This window comes from Rhodococcus daqingensis, from assembly GCF_042665615.1.
GTDB lineage: Bacteria > Actinomycetota > Actinomycetes > Mycobacteriales > Mycobacteriaceae > Rhodococcus_G > Rhodococcus_G daqingensis.
The window spans coordinates 136374-156993 of record NZ_JBHTCS010000010.1 but is presented as its reverse complement, the minus strand read 5'-3'; the positions used below and the strand labels follow the sequence as shown (position 1 = coordinate 156993).

At 72.0% G+C, this 20620-nt stretch carries 5 protein-coding genes; 3 read left to right on the top strand and 2 right to left on the bottom strand.

Features of this window, described 5'->3' with window-relative positions; genetic code table 11:
- The first annotated feature begins 105 nt into the window (after positions 1–105).
- The 3 genes from ACFQS9_RS08475 to ACFQS9_RS08465 all read left to right on the top strand — a co-directional run bounded on the left by ACFQS9_RS08475 (position 106) and on the right by ACFQS9_RS08465 (position 18760).
- Complete coding sequence (locus ACFQS9_RS08475) at positions 106–17007, top strand: amino acid adenylation domain-containing protein (RefSeq protein WP_378403483.1); 16902 nt, start codon at positions 106–108, stop codon at positions 17005–17007.
- Between the two features lie 131 nt (positions 17008–17138).
- Positions 17139–18524 (top strand): lysine N(6)-hydroxylase/L-ornithine N(5)-oxygenase family protein, encoded by a 1386-nt coding sequence (locus tag ACFQS9_RS08470; RefSeq protein WP_378403481.1) that lies wholly within the window; start codon positions 17139–17141, stop codon positions 18522–18524.
- Complete coding sequence (locus tag ACFQS9_RS08465) at positions 18521–18760, top strand: MbtH family protein (RefSeq protein ID WP_378403479.1); 240 nt, start codon at positions 18521–18523, stop codon at positions 18758–18760. The genes ACFQS9_RS08470 and ACFQS9_RS08465 overlap by 4 nt, the downstream gene beginning before the upstream one ends.
- 31 nt (positions 18761–18791) lie before the next feature.
- Here ACFQS9_RS08465 and ACFQS9_RS08460 read toward each other — a convergent pair whose 3' ends face one another.
- On the bottom strand, positions 18792–20234 hold the full coding sequence (locus ACFQS9_RS08460) for a threonine/serine exporter family protein (protein ID WP_378403477.1): 1443 nt from the start codon (positions 20232–20234) through the stop codon (positions 18792–18794).
- Between the two features lies 1 nt (position 20235).
- The gene (locus ACFQS9_RS08455; protein WP_378403476.1) at positions 20236–20610 is read right to left on the bottom strand and encodes a nuclear transport factor 2 family protein; all 375 of its coding nucleotides are present in this window, start codon (positions 20608–20610) and stop codon (positions 20236–20238) included.
- Positions 20611–20620: the final 10 nt, after the last annotated feature.

Here is a 20620-nt window from a genome sequence, read left to right as displayed (position 1 = left end):
GTACTGCGCGCACCGGGTGGTTTGCCTGCCCTAAGGGTAGATAGCCTATCCTAAGGTCCGAAATCACGGCGTCGACCAGCGCCGCGCGACGAAGATCGGACCTCTATGTCTTCACTCTCGGACTCGACGGCACTCCCGCACGCCACCGGACAGTGGCTTCCCGTCACCGCCGCACAGTCCGAGGTGTGGGTCGCGCAGCAGCTCGCGCCCGCCAGCCCGGCCTACAACATCTCGCTCACCATCGAGGTGAACGGCCCGCTCGACATCGCCCGCGCGGTCGAGTCCGTGTACATGACGATCCGTCGAGCCGAGGCACTGCACGTGCGCTTCGCGGTCGGGGCGGACGAGGTGCTCCGGCAGCAGCGACTCGACCCGCAGGCGTGGACGCTCCGGATCGTCGACCTGCGTGACCGTCCGGACCCCGCGGCCGCGGCCCGTGCCTGGGTCGAGAACGACATGCAGACCGTCGCCGAACTGGAGAGCGACGAGGCCCTCTTCACCCAGGCGATCCTGCGGATCGACGACGAGGTGACGTGGTGGTACCAGCGGTACCACCACAGCATCATCGACGGCTACGGCATCGTGCTGCTGGTCGGCGAGGTCGTCGGGCGGCAGGAGCATCCCGAACTGCTCTTCGACGAGCAGGACTGGTCCCTGCAGACCGCGATCGACGCGGACGTCGAGTACCGCGCCTCCGGTCGACACGAGGCGGACCGCGCGCACTGGCTCGAGTGGCTGGCCGAGGCCCCCGAGCCCCCGGTGTTGCTGCCGCCGTCCCCGAACCCCCTCGCGCCGCCGATCAAGGCCAGCGTGGAACTCGACGAGGCGACCGTCGAGGGGCTGTACCGGTTCGCCGACGCCCAGGGCATCCGGCGCACCCGGATCCCGTTCGCGATGCTCGCCGCCTACCTGCACCGGGTCAGCGGCCAGTCCGACCTCATGCTCTCGGTGCCGCTGACCGGCCGCACCGGCCGGGCACTCCGGAACCTGCCGTCGATGGCCTCGACCATCCTGCCGATGCGGCTGCAGGTGGACGGCGACAGCACGCTCGCCGCGCTGGCCGCACACATCGACCAGGGGCTGATCGGTCTGCTCCGGCACGGCCGCTACCGGGGCGAGGACCTCGCCAGGGAGGCGCGCGCGCTGGACCCGTCCCGCCGGGTGTTCGGTCCCGGCGTCAACATCGTGTTGTTCGAGCACTCGCTGACCTTCGGCGGCAGCCCCGCCTTCGCGCGGAACATGGTCACCGGTGCCATCGGCGAGCTCGACTTCACCGTCCAGCGCGGTCAGGAGGGCGAGTCGATCCGGATCGACCTGCGGGTCGGTGCCGGACTCGAGGCCGACCTCGAGCGACACCGCGTGCAGCTCACCCAGTTTCTGGGTCAGCTCGCCGCGGAGCCGAACGCCCCCATCTCGCGCTTCGATGTGATGTCGGACGAGCAGCGGCGCCGGGTGCTGGAGGACTTCAACGACACCGCCCGGCCGCAGCCCAGCCGCACCGTGCCCGAACTGTTCGCGGCGCAGGTGGCGGCGACCCCCGACCGGGAGGCGCTGATCGCGGGCGACGTCCGGCTCACCTACCGGGACCTCGGCGCGCGGGTGAACCAGCTCGCGCGGCACCTGACCGAGCGCGGGCTCGCGCCGGAAGAGGTTGTCGCGGTGGGCGTCCCGCGCTCGGCCGAGATGGTCGTCGGGCTGCTCGCCGTGATGGTCGCGGGCGGTGCCTTCGTGCCGCTCGACCCGGCGTGGCCGCAGGACCGCCGCGACCAGGTGCTCGCCGACGCCGGCGCACGGCTGGTGCTCACCGGGCCGGGCGGGGTGCAGGTCTCGCCGGAGTCGGCGGTTGCGGTGGATCTTGCCGATTGGGCGCACGCGGGCCAGTCGGCGGATCCCCTCGACGCCGCGATCGCGGGGCAGTCGCTGGCCTACGTCATCTTCACCTCCGGCTCCACCGGCAGGCCCAAGGGCGCGATGATCCGGCACGAGGCGATCTGCGCGCGGCTGCTGTGGCAGGTCGAGGAGGTGCTCGGATTCGGCATCGACGACGCCTCGCTGTTCAAGGCGCCGCTCTCCTTTGACATCTCGGTCAACGAGATCCTGCTGCCGCTGGTCTCCGGTGGCCGGCTGGTGGTCGCCGAGGCGGGCGGCGAGCGCGACCCGCACTACCTGCTCGATCTCATCGAACGCGAGCGGGTCACCTTCGTGTACCTGGTCTCGTCGATGCTCAGCGTGCTGCTGGACCTCGACGAGGACGGCAGGTCGCTCGGCGGCCTCAAGCACGTCTGGTGCGGCGGCGAGGTGCTCACCCCGGAACTGTTCGACCGCTTCCGGCGCCGGCTGAGCACCACCCTGTACCACGGTTACGGTCCCGCCGAGGCGACCATCGGTGTCTCCCATGTGATCTACCGCGACCGGGCCGAGCGGATCGCCTCCTCGATCGGCAGGCCGAACCCCAACACCCAGCTGTACGTACTGGACTCGCAGCTGCGGCCGGTGCCGCCCGGGGTCGGCGGCGAACTGTATGCCGGCGGCTACCTGCTCGGCCGCGGCTACGTGGGCGCCGCCGCCCTGACGGCCTCCCGGTTCATCGCCAACCCGTTCGCCGAGGACGGCTCCCGGCTCTACCGCACCGGCGACCTCGCGCGGTGGGCGGAGGACGGCACCCTCGACTTCATCGGGCGCGCCGACAACCAGGTCAAGATCCGCGGCATGCGCCTCGAGCTCGAGGACGTCGAGGCCGCGCTCGCGTCCCACCCGGGCGTCCGCGACTGCGCGGTGCTGGTGCGCGAGAACAACGGGTCCAAGTACCTTGCGGGCTATGTGGTCTCGCACGCGGACCATCCGGCACTGACCTCCGACGAGGTGCGGGCCTGGGCGGCGGCCAAGCTACCCGAGTACATGGTGCCCACCGCAGTGCTGCTCCTCGACGAGTTCCCGCTGACCGCCAACGGCAAGCTGGACCGCCGGGCGCTGCCGGAACCCGATCTGCGCGCCGCGCTGCCCGGCCTCGCGCCGCGCACCGAGCGCGAGCAGCAGCTGTGTGCCGTCATCGCCGGGGTGCTCGGCGTCGACAGCGTCGGCGTGACCGACGACTTCTTCGCGCTCGGCGGCGACAGCATCGTCGCGATCCAGCTGGTGAACCACGCGCGCGCCGCAGGCCTGAACTTCAGCGCCCGTGAGGTCTTCCAGTTGCGCACCGCGGAGGCGCTGGCCCGCGAGATCGAGGGCCGCGCGGAGGCCGTCGTGGACCTGCTCGACGTGCCGCTCGGCGAGGTCCCCACGACGCCGATCATCGCGCACACCAGCGAATCCGGCGAGGCCATCGCCCGGTTCCATCAGTCGGTGCTCGTGCAGACGCCGATCGGGTTCCGCGAGGACGCGGCGCGCGCGGCACTGACCGCCGTGATCGAGCGCCACGATGCGCTGCGCGCCTCGCTGGTTCGCGGTGAGGCGTGGGCGTTGTCGGTGCCCGCGACCGCGGCCGAGACGGACCTGCTGCGCAGGATCGACGCCGAGCACCTGACCGCGGCCGAGCTGGACGCCGTGGTTTCACGCGAAACAATCGATGCCGCAGCGCGACTCGACCCCGACGCGGGTGTGATGGTGCAGGCGGTGTGGTTCGACGTCGGGGCGGACCGGCCTGGTCGGTTGCTGCTGGTCGTGCATCACCTGGTGGTGGACGGTGTTTCGTGGCGGATCCTGCTCGAGGACCTGGCCAGGGCCGGGTCGGCGGCGACGGCGGGCATCCCGGTCGAGCTGGCCCCGGTGGGCACCTCGCTGCGCCGGTGGTCCCAGCTGCTGTCCGAGAGCGCCGAATCCGGTGCGTTCGATGGCGAACTCGACCACTGGCTCTCGGTGTCCCGGACGCCGGACCCCGCGCTCGGCTCCCGCGCGCTCGACCCGGCGCTCGACCGCTGCGGCGCAGCCGAATCGATCACGGTGAGCCTGGCGCCCGAGTTCACCGGGCCGCTGCTCGGGGCCGTGCCGGCCGCGTTCGGCGGTCAGGTCGGCGACGTGCTGCTCACCGGACTCGCCGCCGTGCTGGCGCACTGGCGCGGTCAGGCCGGTTCCGGTGCTGGTTCATCTGAGACGCAGGTGGTCATCGACCTCGAGGGCCACGGCCGCGAGGAGGACGCCGCGGGCAGGCCGGTGGACCTGGGCCGCACCGTCGGCTGGTTCACCAGCCTGTACCCGGTCCGGATCGACGCGGGTGTGCTCCCGGACGACCTCGATCCGGCCGCGCTCGGCGTCGCGGTGAAGGCGGTCAAGGAGCAGCTGCGCGCGGTGCCCGGCAACGGGATCGGCTACGGCGCACTGCGATACCTGACTCCGGCGGGCGCGGAGCTGTCGGGGACGGTCGCCCCGCAGGTGCTGTTCAACTACCTGGGCAGGGCCTCCGCCTCCGAGGGTGCCGACTGGCTGCCGATCGCGATGGACGGGGCCAACGACCCCGACGCGCCGATGGGCCACGCCATCGAGTTCAACGCGATCGCGGAGGACGGACCCGACGGGCCCACGCTGCGCACCACCATCACCTGGGCGCCGGGACTGTTCAGCGCGGCGCGGATCGCCGCGCTGTCCGAGGCCTGGACCGCGGTGCTGCGCGCGCTCGCGGCCACCGCCCCGTTCGGCGGGCACACCCCCTCGGACTTCCCGCTCGCGCGGCTGGGCCAGGCCGACGTGAGTCAGCTGGAGGCCGCGGCGGCCGACCTCGTCGACGTGCTGCCGATGACCCCCCTGCAGGAGGGCATCTACTTCCACAGCGCGTTCGAGACCGAGCACTCCGATCCCTATGTGGTGCAGCAGATCATCGAGCTGACCGGGCCGGTGGACCCGCAGGCGCTGCACGTCGCGCTGCAGACGGTCGTGGACCGGCACGCGGCGCTGCGCACCGGGCTGCGCGCGGTGTCCGACGGCCGGGTGGTGCAGGTGGTCTCCGGCGACGCCCGCGTCCCGATGGAGACGGTCGACCTGCGCGGGCTGGGCGCCGACGAGGCCTCGTCCCGGGTCCGGCGGATCCTCGCCGACGAGCGGGTGCGCGGGTTCGACCTCGAGCAGGCGCCGCTGCTGCGGTACGTGCTGGTGCAGATCGACCAGGCGAGCGAAGCGACGGGGGATGTCACAGCAGCCGAGCACCTGCTGCTGCAGTCGATCCACCACATCGTCGCCGACGGATGGTCGGTGCCGGTGATGCTGCGCGAACTGATGGCGCTGTACGCGCCGGCGGGCTCGAAGCCCGCGTCGCTGCCCGCACCGGAGCCGTACCGGAACTACCTGGGCTGGTTGGGCTCCCGCGACCGGGATGCGTCGATCGAGGTGTGGCGCGGCGCGCTCGCCGGTGTCGACGAGCCGACCGGCCTGAGCAAGGCCGAGCGCGGCGCCGAGGTCGGCGTCCGCGAGGTCAAGGCCACCCTGTCCGCGGCGCAGACCTCGGACCTCATCGCGTTCGGCCGCGCTCGCGGCCTGACGCTGAGCACCCTCGTGCACGGCGCCTGGGGTCTGCTGCTGGGCCGGCTCACCAAGCGCCGCGACGTGCTGTTCGGCTCCACGGTCTCCGGGCGGGGCGGCGACCTGCGCGGCATCGAGACCATGGTCGGGCTGTTCATCAACACGGTGCCCGCCCGATTGCGCTACCGCGCCGAGGAATCCGTCGCCGCGGCGCTGACCCGTTGGCAGGACGAGCAGTCGAGTCTGCTCGAGCACCAGTACATCGGTCTGAGCGAGCTACGCAGGCTGACCGGGCTGCAGGAGCTCTTCGACACCCTGGTGGTGTTCGAGAACTACCCGATCGGCGAGGGCGCCGTCGCCGATCCCACCGGCACGCTGGAGATCACCGGCATCACCTTCGAGGAGAACCCGCCGTACCCGGTGACGCTGATCGTCGCGCCCGGCGACGAGCTGCGACTGGAGGTCAAATACCAGGCCGCGGTGGTCGACCCGGCCACCGCGCACCGGTTGGCCGACGGCATGGTGTCCTTCCTCGGCGCGCTGCTGCGCGACGGCGACCAGCCGATCTCCGCGCTCTCGCTGGTGACCGCCACCGAGCGGGACGAGCTGGAGGCGAGCTGGGCCGCCTCGAGCGGACCCGCCGAGGCCCGCACCCTCACCGACCTGCTCGACGAGCAGGCCGCGCGCACCCCGGACGCGATTGCCGTCGAGTTCGAGGGTGCGGTGCTGACCTATGCCGAGCTGCACGCGCGGGCGAACCGCCTGGCGCGCGACCTGGTCGAGACGGGGGTGGGGCCCGAGTCGCTGGTCGGCGTCGCCCTCGGGCGTTCGCTCGAGTTGATGGTCGCGCTGCTGGCGGTCGGCAAGGCCGGCGGGGCCTACCTGCCGCTCGACCTCGACTACCCGGCCGAGCGGTTGTCGTACATGCTGGCCGACGCCGCACCGGTGTGCGTGCTCACCGACGGCGCGCCCTTCGACACCGAGCTGCCCGTGCTGACGGTGGACCTGTCCGGGCCCCAGGATGATTCGGGTGCGCTGCCGACGGCCACCCGTGCCCAGGCGGGGCATCCCGCGTACGTCATCTACACCTCGGGATCGACCGGCAGGCCCAAGGGCGTGCTGGTGTCGCACGAGGCCATCGTCAACCGGCTGCTGTGGATGCAATCCGAGAACCCGCTGACGGCGGGGGAGCGGGTGCTGCAGAAGACGCCGTCGAGCTTCGACGTCTCGGTGCCGGAGTTCTTCGGGCCGTTGATCGCCGGGGCCACCGTCGTGCTGGCCAGGCCGGGCGGGCACAAGGATCCGGCGTACCTCGCCGGCCTGATCGCCGAACGCGGCATCAGCCGTGCGCATTTCGTGCCGTCCATGCTGGACCTGTTCCTGGCCGAGCCGGGCGCCGCCGCCTGCACGGCGCTGCGGGTGGTCGGCTGCTCGGGTGAGGCGCTGTCCGCAGCGTCCGCCCGGCGCTTCGCCGAGGTGCTGCCCGGTGTGCGGCTGGACAACCTCTACGGACCCACCGAGGCCGCGGTCGAGGTGAGCTACTTCTTCGGGGCGCAGGAGGTTTCGTCGGCGGCGCTCAGCGTGCCGATCGGCGCGCCGGTCGCGAACACCCGGCTGTACGTGCTCGACCAGTACCTGAACCCGGTGCCGCCGGGGACCGAGGGGGAGCTGTACCTGTCCGGGCCGCAGCTGGCCCGCGGCTACCTGGGCCGCGCCGCGTTGACCGCCGATCGGTTCGTCGCCGACCCGTTCGTCGCCGGTACCCGGATGTACCGGACCGGCGACCTGGTGCGGTCCGTGGACGGCGAACTGGACTACGTCGGCCGCGCCGACGACCAGGTGAAGCTGCGCGGCTTCCGGATCGAGCTCGGCGAGATCGAGGCCGCGCTGCTCGCCGATCCGTCGGTGGCCCACGCCGCCGTCGTGGTGCGCGAGGACCGCCCCGGCCAGCAGCGCCTGGTCGCCTACGTGGTGCCCGCCGGGCCCGTGAGTGCTTCCGGCCCCCAGGGGGACCAGAAGTACTCACACGCGCTCGCCGCCTTCTTGCCAGCGCATATGGTGCCCAGCGCCTTCGTGGAGCTCGACGCGTTGCCGTTGAGCCCGAGCGGCAAGCTGGACCGCAAGTCCCTGCCCGCGCCGGACTTCTCGGTCGCGGTGTCGGGGGCGGCCCCGGCCGCGGGCACGGAGGGGCGCATCGCCGCCCAGTTCGCCGAGGTGCTCGGCCTGGACCGGGTGGGTGCGGGTGACGACTTCTTCACCCTCGGCGGCGACAGCATCCTCGCGATCCGGTTGGTGAACCTGGCCCGCCGCGACGGCGTCACGCTGACCCCCCGTCAGGTCTTCGAACTGCGCACCCCGGCCGCGATCGCGCGGTTGGTCGGCGACGCGGGACCGGTCGCCGAGTCGGCGGCCCCGGAGGCCGCCGTGGCGGATGGCGTCGGCGAGGTGATCGCGCTGCCGGTGGTGCACCGGCTCTCCGAATGGTCCGGCGGCACAGACCGGTTCAACCAGGCCGTGCTGCTGTACACCCCGGCCGGCGCCGACGCGCGTCTACTGGACAATGCACTGCAGGCCCTGCTCGACCACCACGACGGCCTGCGCGCCCGCCTGACCCGGCACGCCCCCGGCGTGTGGTCGACGGTGACGACCGAACCGGGCTCGGTGAGCGCCGCCTCGATCCTCACCACCGTCGACGCCCGCGACCCGGAGTCGCTGCGCCGCATCGTCACCGAGCACTCCGAGGCGGCCACCGCGCGGCTCGACCCGGAGTCGGGCGTGATGGTGCAGGCGGTGTGGTTCGACGCCGGACCGGCGACCGCCGGCCGCCTCCTGATCGTCGCGCACCACCTCGTGGTGGACGGGGTGTCCTGGCGGATCCTGCTCGAGGACCTCGCCATGGCGAACGTGGCGCTGGCCTCCGGCCAGGACCCGGCGCTCGATCCCGTCGGCACCTCCCTGCGCGCGTTCGGCCGGATCCTCACCGAGCAGGCGCAGGGCGCCGAGCGGCTCGCCGAGCTGGCGCACTGGACCGCCGCGACCGCGCCCGGAGCGGCGCTGGTGCCCGAGGTCAGCGGTCACGCCACCATCGGAACCGGTTCGCAGCACCGGGTCACGCTGTCCGTGGACGACACCGTCGCCGCACTGACGGCCGTGCCCGCGCTGGCCAACGCCGACGTGACCGACGTGCTGCTCAGCGCGCTGCGGATCGCCGTCAGCCGCTGGCACCGCGACACCGGCCGCGCCACCTCGGACCTCCTGGTGGACCTGGAGCGGCACGGCCGCGAGGAGCTGGCGGCGGGCGTGGACCTGTCCCGCACGGTCGGCTGGTTCACCAGCATCAGCCCGGTCCGGCTGCGGGTGGGCGACCGGCCGCTGGACGTGCTCAAGGACGTGAAGGAGCGGCTGCGGGACGCGCCCGACGGCGGCATCGGCTACGGCATGCTGCGGTACGCGAACGCCCGCACCGCCGCGCTGCTCGCCGCCGGCGCCGAGTCGCAGATCCTGTTCAACTACCTGGGCAGGATGCCCTCGGCGGATCTCGGCATCGCGGTCCCGTGGGCCCCGGCACCCGAGACCGATGCGCTGTCAACCGATCCCGATGCCGACATGGGCGGGCCCTACCAGCTGATCGTCAACGCGATCTGCGAGGACACCGCCGAGGGACCGGTGCTCCACGCGAACTTCGGCCGCTCCGAGCTGGGGCTGACCGAGGCCGACGGTGACGCGCTGAGCCAGGGCTGGGCGCAGGCGCTGCGCGAGCTCGTCGAGATCGCGGCGCGCCACGACGGACCCGGCGTGCTGACACCGTCCGACGTGCCGCTGGTGGCGCTCACCCAGGACGAGCTGGATCGGATCGCCGAGCGCAGCCCCGCCGGGGTCGACGCGGTGTGGCCGCTGTCCCCGCTGCAGGAGGGCCTGTACTTCCAGGCCACCTTCGACGAGGGCGCCGACATCTACACGGCGCAGTTCTCGCTGGACTTCGAGCACCGCCTCGACATCGAGCGCCTGGCCGCCGCGCTGCGCACCCTGCAGCGCCGGAACCCGACGCTGCGTGCGGGATTCCTCAGCGAGGGCCTCACCGCCCCGGTGCAGTTCATCACCGCCGAGCTCGACGTCCCGATCGTCGAGTTCGACCTGCGTGAGCTGACGGAGGCGGAGCGCGAGCCCCACGCCGCCGAGCTGATGGCCACCGACCGCCTCACCCCGTTCGACCTGACGGCGCCGCCGCTGTGGCGGGCGATGGTGATCCGCCTCGACGACGACCGCGACCGCCTGGTGGTCAACCGGCAGTTCCTGCTCTGGGACGGCTGGTCGAACGGCATCGTCGTCAGCCAGCTGCTCGCGCTCTACGAGTCCGCGGGCGACGACTGCGGGTTCCCCACCGCGACGGGCGGTTTCGACGACTACCTGGGCTGGCTGCGCGACCGCGACAGCGAGACCGGGCGGGCCGAGTGGCGGCGCGCGCTGGCCGGCCTCGAGGAGCCGACCCTGCTCGGGTCGACCGTGGCCGGGGCCCCCGCGCTGCCCGACCGCCGCGACACCGTGCTCTCGGCCGAGCTGAGCGAGCGGCTGCGGGCCAGGGCGTCGGCGAGCGGGGTCACCTTCAACGCGGTTCTCAGCGGCGCGCTGGCGCTGGTGCTCGGCGCGGCGACCGGTCGCGACGACGTCGTGTTCGGCATCACCGTCGCCGGCAGGCCCCCGGAGGTCGAGGGTCTCGACACCGTGGCCGGGCTGTTCCTCAACACCGTCCCGGTCCGCACCACGCTGCGGCCGGCGGAGCGGGTGGAGGACCTGTTGCGGCGCAGCCAGTCCGAGCGCCTCGGCCTGATGCCGCACGACTACCTCGGACTGGCCACGATCGGCCGCGAGTCCGATCACCGCCAGCTCTTCGACGTGCTCTACGTGCTGCAGAACTTCGTCGACGAGAACCAGGTGTCCGCGCTCAACAGCGCGCACGACATCAGCGGCGGCGACAGCGTCGACCACACCCACTACCCGTTGACCGTGGTGGTGACACCCGGCAACCGCGTGAAGATCAAGTTCGAGTTCCGGCCGGAGGCGGTCGCGGAGACGACGGTCGAGTCGATGCTGGCCCGGTTCGTCGGGCTGCTCGAACTGTTCGCCGACGACGTGTCCGCGCCGGTCGGGTCGCTGGACCTGTCGCTGCCCGGCGAGCGCGCGGCGCTGGCGTCCCGCTCCACCGAGCGGGAGCTGCCCGAGTCCACCATCGCGGACCTGTTCGCGGAGGCGGCCGCGCGCACCCCGGACGAGGTCGCGCTGGTCTTCGGCTCGGAGTCGGTGACCTACCGGGACCTCGACGGCCGGATCAACGCCATGGCCCGGCTGCTGCTGGCACACGGCGCCGGTCCGGAACGGATCGTGGCGCTCGGCCTGCCGCGATCGGTGGAGATGGTCGTCGCGCTGTTCGCGGTGCTGCGCACCGGGTCGGCGTACCTGCCGCTCGAGCTGGATCACCCGGCGGAGCGACTGCTCGGGATGCTCATGGATGCGCGCCCGGTCACCCTGGTGACCACCGTCGCGGTCCGCGAGACCCTCACCGGTTTCGGGGGCGTCGCGATCGTGCTGGACGGCGCCGAGACCGAGGATCACGGCACCGACCCGCTGACGGACGCCGAGCTGGGCGGCTTCGCCCCCGGCACCCCCGGGCGGCTGGACCACCCGGCGTACGTCATCTACACCTCCGGGTCCACCGGCAAGCCCAAGGGCGTGGTCACCGGGTACCGCGGCCTGACCAACATGCAGTTCAACCACCGCGCGGAGATCTTCGACCCGACGATCTCCATGACCGGCGGCCGACGGCTCCGGATCGCGCACACGGTCTCGTTCGCCTTCGACATGTCCTGGGAGGAGCTGCTCTGGCTCGTCGAGGGCCACGAGGTGCACATCTGCGACGAGCACCTGCGCCGCGACGCGGAGGCGCTGGTCGCGTACTGCAACACCCACGCGATCGACGTCGTCAACGTGACGCCGACCTACGCGCAGCACCTGTTCGAGGAGGGCCTGCTCGGCGACGGTCCGGGCGAGCACCGGCCGCCGCTGGTGCTGCTCGGCGGCGAGGCGGTGCCGGATTCGGTGTGGAGCCGGCTGCGGGACACCGAGGGGACGTTCGGCTACAACCTGTACGGCCCCACCGAGTACACGATCAACACGCTCGGCGGCGGCACCTCGGACTCCGCGACCCCGACCGTCGGCAAGCCGATCTGGAACACCCGCGCCCACATCCTCGACTCGTGGCTGCGTCCCGTCGCCGACGGGGTGGCGGGCGAGCTGTACATCGCGGGCATCGGCCTGGCCCGCGGCTACCTGGACCGCTTCGGCCTGACCGCCGAGCGCTTCGTGGCGGACCCGTTCGCGGGCGGGGCGAGCGCAGCGACGGGGGATGTGACTGCCGGCCGGATGTACCGCACCGGTGACCTGGTGCGGCGCGGCGCCGATGGCAACATCGACTTCCTGGGCCGCACCGACGACCAGGTGAAGATCCGCGGTCACCGCGTCGAGCTGGGCGAGATCGAGTCGGTCCTCGCCGGCCTCGACGGGGTGCGCCAGTGCGCGGTCATCGCGGCCCCCGGCCCGGGTGGCGTCAAGCGCCTGGTCGCGTACGTGGTGCCCTCCGGGCCCGTGAGTGGTTTTGGCCCCCATGCGGGCCAGAAGTACTCACAGGCGCTCCGCGCCTCTCTGCCGGACTACATGGTTCCGGCGGCCTTCGTGCCGACCGACACCTTGCCGATGACGGTGAACGGCAAGCTCGACGTGCGGGCCCTGCCACCGGTGCCGGACGCGGTCGGCTCGGGTTCCCGCGGGCCCGCGGACCACATCGAGCAGGCGCTGTGCGAGCTATTCGGTGAGGTGCTCGACGTCAGCGAACCGGGCGTGGAGGACAGCTTCTTCGACCTCGGCGGGCACTCGCTGCTGGCGACCCGGCTGATCAGCCGGGCGCGGTCGGCGCTGTCGACCGAGCTGACGATGCGGGACCTGTTCGAGGCGCCCACTGTGGCGGAGCTCGCGGAGCGGGTCCGTGCGCGGGGACAGGCGGTGCGCCCGGTGCTGGCGCCCGCGGTCCGGCCCGAGCACCTGCCAATGTCGTCCGCGCAGCAGCGGCTCTGGCTGATCCAGCAGATCGAGGGGGAGTCCGCTGCGTACAACTTCCCGATCGTGTTGCGCCTGAAGGGTGAACTCGACACCGGGCTGTTCGCTGCCGCCCTCGCCGACGTGGTCGGCAGGCACGAGGCGCTGCGCACCGTGTTCGGCGAGGTCGACGGCCTCCCCGTGCAGCGGATCCTCGACGAGGCGACCCCCGAGCTGACGGTGGTCGAGGGCACCGAGGCCGAGATCGCGGGCCTGGTCCGCGACGCCGTGCTGCGGCCGTTCGACCTGACCCGGGAGATCCCGGTGCGCGGCAGCGTGATCCGGCTCGGGGAGCACGACCAGGTCGTCGCGCTGGTGTTGCACCACATCGCCACCGACGAGTGGTCGGACCGGCCGTTCCTGCGCGACCTGATGCTCGCCTACGCCTCCCGGGCGCACGGGCAGGCCCCGCAGTGGGAGCCGCTCGCCGTGCAGTACGCGGACTACACGCTCTGGCAGCGCGAGCTGCTCGGCGACCCCGCGGACCCGGATTCGGTGCTGAGCGAGCAGCTCTCGTACTGGGAGCGGACGCTGTCCGGTGCACCGGAGGAGCTGACGCTGCCCACCGATCGGGCCCGGCCCGCGCGGCCGAGCTTCGCGGGCGGCGCCATCGAGCTGGATCTGGATGCCCGCACCACCGCGGCGCTGCGGGCGCTGGCCGCCGACAGCGGAGCGAGCATGTTCATGGTGCTGCACGCCGCCGCCGCGGCGCTGCTGCACCGCATCGGCGCGGGCGAGGACCTGCCGCTCGGCGCGCCCATCGCGGGCCGCACCGAGCAGGGCCTCGACGAGCTGGTCGGGTTTTTCGTCAACACGCTGGTGCTGCGCACCGACGTGAGCGGCAACCCGACGTTCGGCGAGCTGCTGGGCCGGGTCCGCGAGCTCGACCTCGCGGCGTTCACCCACGCCGACGTGCCGTTCGAATCCGTTGTCGAGCGCCTGAACCCGGCCCGCACGCTGGCCAGGAACCCGCTGTTCCAGGTGATGGTCGGCTACCACAGCCGGACCGCCGACATCACCGAGCTGCCGGGGCTGACGCTGGAGCCGGTGCCGCTGCAGGAGCGGACCGCCAAGTTCGACCTGGTCTTCAACTTCACCGAGTTCCTTTCCGCGGCAGCGGGTTCGGATGCCGGCGAGGGGAAGATCTCGCTGCGACTGGAGTACGGCGCGGACCTGTTCGACGAGTCCACCGCCGACGCGATCGCCCGCCGTCAGCTGGCCCTGCTCGACGCCGTCGCGCAGGAGCCCTCGACGCCGATCGGCGCGGTCGACGTGTTCCTGCCCGGCGAGCGCACCCTGGTGCTGGTGGACTTCAACGACACCGCGCGGGTGGTGCCGGAGGAGACCCTCGACGCCTCGTTCGCGCGCTGGGTCGCGGCCACGCCGGATGCGGTGGCCGCGCTCGACGAGCACCGCAGCGTGACGTACGCGGAGCTGGACGAGCGGTCCGACCGGATCGCCGCGGTCCTCGCGGACCGGGGCGTGGGCGCGGAATCGGTGGTGGGCCTTGCCGTCCCGCGCTCGGTGGACATGGTGGCCTCGGTGCTGGCCGTGCTCAAGCTGGGTGCGGCGTACCTGCCGCTGGACCTGAGCCACCCGGCGGACCGGATCTCGTACATGCTCGCCGACTCGAACGCGGGCGTGCTGCTGAGCACCGGCGCGGAGTCCGCGCGGATCGAGGAGGCACCGGGCCTGAGCCGGGTGCTGCTCGACGAGCCGGACACGGTGGCGCAGCTCGCCGCGGCGCGGAAGCCGGAGGTCGTGGTGCCGGCCGGCATCGACCACGCCGCCTATGTCATCTACACCTCCGGATCCACCGGCAGGCCGAAGGGCGTGGTGGTCTCGCACGAGGGCATCTCCAGCCTGGTCGCCACCGCCGAGGACCGGATGCGGCTGACCCCGGGGTCGACCGTGCTGCAGTTCGCCTCGGTCGGGTTCGACGTCGCGGTGTTCGAGCTGTCGATGGCGCTGTGCACCGGTTCCCGGCTGGTGATCGTGCCCGACCGCTCGCGGGTCGCGGGTCCGGAGCTGACCGACTTCATGCACGAGCACGAGGTCACGCACGCGATCATCCCGCCCTCGCTGATGGCCGCGCTCCCGCCGGGTGCCCTGGTGCCCGCGGGCTGCACGGTCCTGGTCGGCACCGAGACCGTGCCGCCGGACCTGATCGGGCGTTGGGCGGAGCGGCTGAATCTGCTTGCCGCCTATGGCCTCACCGAGGCCACGGTGAACAACACCCTGTGGCAGGCGCAGCCGGGCTGGAACCAGGCCGTGCCGATCGGCATCCCGGACCCCAACGAAAAGGCCTTCATCCTCGACGCGCGGCTGCGACCGGTCCCGGTCGGGGTCGCCGGCGAGCTGTACATCGCCGGTCGCGGCCTGGCCCGCGGGTACCTCGGCAAGCCGGCGCTCACGGCCGGCCGGTTCGTGGCCAACCCGTTCGGCCCCGGCCGGATGTACCGGACCGGTGACCTGGCGCGCTGGCGGGCGGAGGGCAACATCGACTTCCTCGGTCGCGTCGACGACCAGGTGAAGATCCGCGGCTTCCGGATCGAGCTCGGCGAGATCATCGCGGCGCTCGCGGACGGCCCGGGGGTCAACCAGTCCGCCGTCGTCGCCGACCGGGACGGCTCGATCGCCCGGCTGATCGGGTACGTGGTGCCGCACGAGGGCGCGGTCGTCGACCCGGCCGCGGTGCGCGCACACGTGGCGTCGTCGCTGCCGGACTACATGGTGCCCAGCGTGGTCCTCGTGCTGGACGGGCCGCTGCCGCTCACCCCGAACGGCAAGCTCGACCGCAAGGCGCTGCCCGCACCGGACTGGTCGGAGCTGACCGGCGACGTCGCGCCGCGGACCCCGAGGGAGCGGGTGATCGCGGACCTGTTCGCGGAGATCCTGCAGCTGCCCTCGGTCGGTGTGCACGACAACTTCTTCGATCTCGGCGGTCACTCGATGGCCTCGATGCAGCTCGTCGGGCGGGTACGCACGGAACTCGGTGCCCAGCTGAGCATTCGGGAGGTCTTCGACGCGCCGACGGTCGCGGAGCTGGCCGAGCTGATCGAGGCAGGCAACGGCGACGGCAGGCCCGTCCTCGTCGCTGGGGCACGAGACGAAGGCGCGGTGACGCTGTCGCCGCCGCAGCGCAGGCAGTGGCGGATGTACCGGCAGTCGCCGACCGCCAGCCACGCGCTCTCGCTCTACCCGGAGCGCCGACTCGACGCCGAGCTGCTCGCGCTGGCCCTCGACGACGTGGTCTCGCGGCACGAGCCGCTGCGCACGGTGTTCTTCGAGCGCGACGGCGAGGTGTGCGGCCAGGAGGCGGTGCGGCTGGGACATGGTCGCTCCGCAGGCTCCGCTCCGGTGGTCGGGCTCGTCGACGTCGGTGACGGCGACCTGCACGCGCGGGTTTTCGAGCTCGCGCAGCAGCCGATGGATCTCGCCGAGCAGGCCCCGCTGCGGGTGCAACTGGTGGAGGACTTGTCGGGACGCCAGGCCCTGCTTCTGGTGATGCACTACCTGGCCGTCGACGAGTGGTCCGTGGTGCCCTTGCTCGGGGAGCTGCTCGCCGGCTACCTGGCGCGACAGTCGGGGCACGCGCCCGAGCTGCCGCCGCTGCCGGTGACCTACGGCGACTACGAGGCGTGGTCGCGGCAGGTGCTCGGCGATCCCGCCGACGAGTCGAGCAGGCACGCACGGCAACTCGCGTACTGGCGTGAGCGGCTGTCCGGGATCCCCGCGGCGCTGAGCATGCCGGGCGCGAGGCCGGGAGGCGCTCGTCGCGGCGACGTGGTGCCGCTGCCGATCGACGAGTCGCTGCACCGGGACATCGATGCGCTGGCCCGCCGGACCGGAACGTCGATGTTCATGGTGCTGCAGTCGGCGCTGGCCGTCGCTCTCACCGAAGCCGGTGTGGGCGAGGACCTTCCGATCGGTGCCCTGGTCGCCGGACGGACCGAGGAGGCGCTGTCCGGGTTGATCGGTTGCTTCTTCAACACCGTGGTGTTGCGGACGGACACCTCGGGCGACCCGACCTTCGCGGAGGTGCTGGCCCGGGTCCGGGAGAGCAACCTGTCCGCGCTCGAGCATCAGGACATCGGATTCGACGACGTCGCAACCGATCTCGGTGGGGACGCGCTGCGGCCTCAGGTCATGGTCGTGCACCACGAGCAGGCGCGCCTGGGTGAGGTGGACGGTGTCTTCGGTGGCCTGCTGCCGGTCCCGGTGGGGGAGCCGGTGTCGGACCTGACCCTGAGCTTCTACGAGCCGGTGGGGGACGGCCCCGTGCACGCCTACCTCGGCTACCGGACGGACGTGCTCGAGCCCGCCGTCGTGAGCGCGATGGCGCAGCGACTGCTGGCCGTGCTCGGCGCGGTGTGCGCCGACGCGGACCGCCGGATCGGGGAGATCGGATGACCGCACGCCCCGGCCTCGGAATTAGGGTAGGCTGCGCTACTATTCAGCGCGGCCCGAATGCAGGACCCCGAGCTATGTCAGCAACAAGCAGTACAGCCGCCGGCCGAACCGGCGAGGATGGATGACGCGTCATGGATACGACTCCCCCGGCCACTGACCGCGGCCCGTCGCCGACCTACGACCTGGTCGGCGTCGGCTTCGGCCCGTCCAACCTGGCGCTGGCCATCGCCATCGAGGAGCACAACGCGAAGTGTGCCCCCGGCGACCGGATCGAGGCCCGCTTCCTGGAGAAGCAGGACCGCTTCCGCTGGCACCCGGGCATGCTGCTCGACGGGGCGACCATGCAGATCGCGTTCCCGAAGGACCTGGTGACCTTCCGGAACCCGGCCAGCTCGTTCAGCTTCTTCTCCTACCTGTTCGACCGCGGCCGGCTGGTCGACTTCGTGAACCACCAGACCTTCTTCCCGACCCGGCACGAGTTCCACGACTACCTGCAGTGGGCGGCAGGCCGCGTCGACGCCGACGTCAGCTACGGCACGGCCGTCACCAAGGTGCAGGGCGAGTCCGGCGCCGACGGCACCGTCGACGAGTTCACGGTCGAGACGGCCGACGGCGGGCAGGTCCGGGCCCGCAACCTCGTGGTCGGGGCCGGACTGCAGGAACGGATCCCGGAGTGGGCGACCCCGTCGGCCCGGTGCTTCCACAACCACCAGTTCCTGTTCCGGATCGAGGAGCTGCCCGAGCTGCGGCACCAGCGGTTCGTGGTGCTCGGCGCGGGCCAGAGCGCGGCCGAGGTGGTCCAGTACCTGCACCGGAACTACCCGCAGGCCGAGGTGCACAGCGTGTTCTCGCGCTACGGCTACAGCCCGGCCGACGACAGCCCGTACGCGAACCGCATCTTCGACCCCGGCGCCGTCGACGAGCTGCACGGCGCGCCCCGCGAGGACCGCGAGCGCATCCTGGCCCTGCACAAGAGCACCAACTACTCGGTGGTCGACATCGAGCTGATCAACGAGCTGTACACCACCGAGTACCAGGAGCTGGTGCGCGGACAGCGCCGCCTGTTCATGCGCCGGGCCTCCGAGATCGACGGCGTGGTCGAGACCGAGGAGGGCATCGAGGTGAGCGTGCGCAGCAACCTCGACGGGCTCACCGACTCGCTGATGTGCGACGCGCTGGTGCTCGCCACCGGGTTTACCCCGACCCCGCTGAGCAACCTGATCGGCGACCTGGCCCCCGAGGGCGGGGTGGCCACCGAGGTGGACCGCGACTATCGGCTGGTCACGCCCGAACACGTGCGTGGCGGGATCTATCTGCAGGGCGGCACCGAGAAGACGCACGGCCTCACCTCGTCGCTGCTGTCGAATGTCGCCGTTCGCGCCGGTGAGATCGTGAATTCTGTGCTGGATAATCGAACCGGCCACCGTGCTCTTGATAAGGTCAAGGCGTCCGCTGGGGTGAAATCCTCGGCGCTGGAAACACCGATGAACGAATTTGCGACAAGCGAGGCCAGATGAGCACCAATCCCTTTGACGACGAAGACGGCCGTTTCTTTGTGCTCGTCAACGACGAGGACCAGCATTCGCTGTGGCCGACGTTCTCGGACGTCCCGCAGGGGTGGCGTGTGGTGTTCGGTGAGGACAGCCGCCAGGCGTGCGTCGAGTACGTCGAGGCGAACTGGACCGACATGCGCCCGAAGAGCCTGCGTGAGGCCATGGAACGCGACGCTGCCGAGCGCGGAAACCAGAGCTGACAACCCGGCGCCCCCGGCGCCGGCGCACTGACTACGACGCCCGATTCTGACCCGACCTCCGTCGGCTCAGGGTCGGGCGTCGCAGTGTTCCGGTGCGGCGCAGTATTCGCGGCCGCCGCATCGTCCGGGCGATCCACTCGCCGAGCGTGACCCCCGCGGCGAGCGCGCAGCCGATGCCGAAGGCCGACAGCAGCGCGCTGAAACCCGCCAGCAACTCGTTGTTGAGCAGCGCGTACAGGCCGCGGTACAGGGCGAGGCCGGGCAGCAGCGGGGTGATGCCTGCGACCGCGATCACCTGCGGCGGCGTCAGCGCCCGGCGGGCCAGGATGCCGCCGACGAAGCCGACCACGGTCGCGGCGATGGCCGAGGCGATGACCGGGCCGATGCTCACACTCAACGCGAGGGCGTAGACGAGGATCCCGGCGGCGCCGCCGATGCCCGCGATGGGCAGGGCCCGGCGCTCCGCGTAGCAGGCGACCGCGAAGAACAGCGAGGTGAACGCGCCCGCGACCACTTGCACCGGGATCTGCGCCAGGGCCGGCGGCGCGACGGTGGTCAGCACCGGCAGCGTCGAGCCCAGCGCGCCCGCGATCCGCAGCGAGATCGCGACGCCGGCGATGATGCCGCCGGTCATCATGAGGACCTCGAAGAACCGCGCGACGGCGGTGATCGGGGCGCCGGTGATGGCGTCCTGTACCGATCCGACGAGCGAGAGCCCCGACAGCAGCACGATCACCCCGGCCGCGATGATCAGCGACGGCCGGATGGTGATGCCCAGCTCGTCGGCGAAGGTGTAGAGCAGGCTGGCGGGTGCCGCGGCGATGAGCCCACCCATCACGTGCTGGAAGAAGAACGGGAGCCCCACCGCGTTCAGCCTGCGGTTGACGCGGTCGATGACCATGGTGGTCAGGAAGCTGATCACCGCCACCAGCAGGTTGCCGCCGAGCAGCACCGAGGCGGACGCGGCCATCGACGCCCAGGCCAGCGTCGCCGTCCAGCGGTTGTACGGGTGCGGCGCGCGGGTGATCCGGGTCAGCTCGTCGTGCGCGTCGTCCGGGCTCACCGCCTCGGTCCGCAGCCGGCGGGTGAGCCGGTCGACCGCGGCGAGGCGGGTGAAGTCCAGCGCCCGGTAGTGCACGATCCGCATGGTGGCGGCGGGCGGCATCGTCGGCCCGCGGTGCGCGCTGATGCGGATGGCGTTGTAGGTGACGTCGACGTCGCAGCGGGCGAGCCCGTAGGAGGCGGCGACGAACTGCACCTGGGCGGTGGTGTCCATGGCGGAGGTGCCGGAGGCGAGCAGCACCTCGCCGGACCGGAGGGCGATGTCGAGCACCTCCGCGACCTTCGCGTCGTCGGTCAGGTCGATCGGTTGCAGCGGGGCGGGGGCCGAGGTCTGGTCGTCGACCACGGCACGTTCTTCACCGATCAGCCTGTTCAGCGAGGTGAGTGCGTCGCGCAGGCGCCCCCTCGCCACGTCAGGACACCGCGTCCTCTTCGCTCAGATCCGTTGCGGCGAAGGCCGATTCGAGGTCATCGTGACGGAAGATCGAGGTCACCTGGTCGTGCACCACGCGGAAGGCCGTCGCGACCGTCGACGTCTCGTCGGGGTTCGCCGCCCAGCTGGCCTCCTCCTCGACCACCACGACACCCTCGTGCACGAACATGCGTCCCGGGATCAGGGTCAGGCCGGCGCTGGAGGCCCACTCGCGCAACGCGGTGAGGCCCTGCCCGGCACCCTCCGGGCCTGCCACCTCGACGTCGTCGCTCGAGAGCGCGAGGAGGGTGTCGATGTCGGAATCGTTCAGTGCGTCGTGCCACGCGAGAACCGTGGCGATCTCCGAGGTACTCATGCGTCCACGC

Coding starts and splice junctions, on each gene's coding strand:
- ACFQS9_RS08475 (WP_378403483.1), top strand. CDS start 106: ATGTCTTCACTCTCGGACTCGACGGCACTCCCGCACGCCACCGGACAG.
- ACFQS9_RS08470 (WP_378403481.1), top strand. CDS start 17,139: ATGGATACGACTCCCCCGGCCACTGACCGCGGCCCGTCGCCGACCTAC.
- ACFQS9_RS08465 (WP_378403479.1), top strand. CDS start 18,521: ATGAGCACCAATCCCTTTGACGACGAAGACGGCCGTTTCTTTGTGCTC.
- ACFQS9_RS08455 (WP_378403476.1), bottom strand. CDS start 20,610: ATGAGTACCTCGGAGATCGCCACGGTTCTCGCGTGGCACGACGCACTG.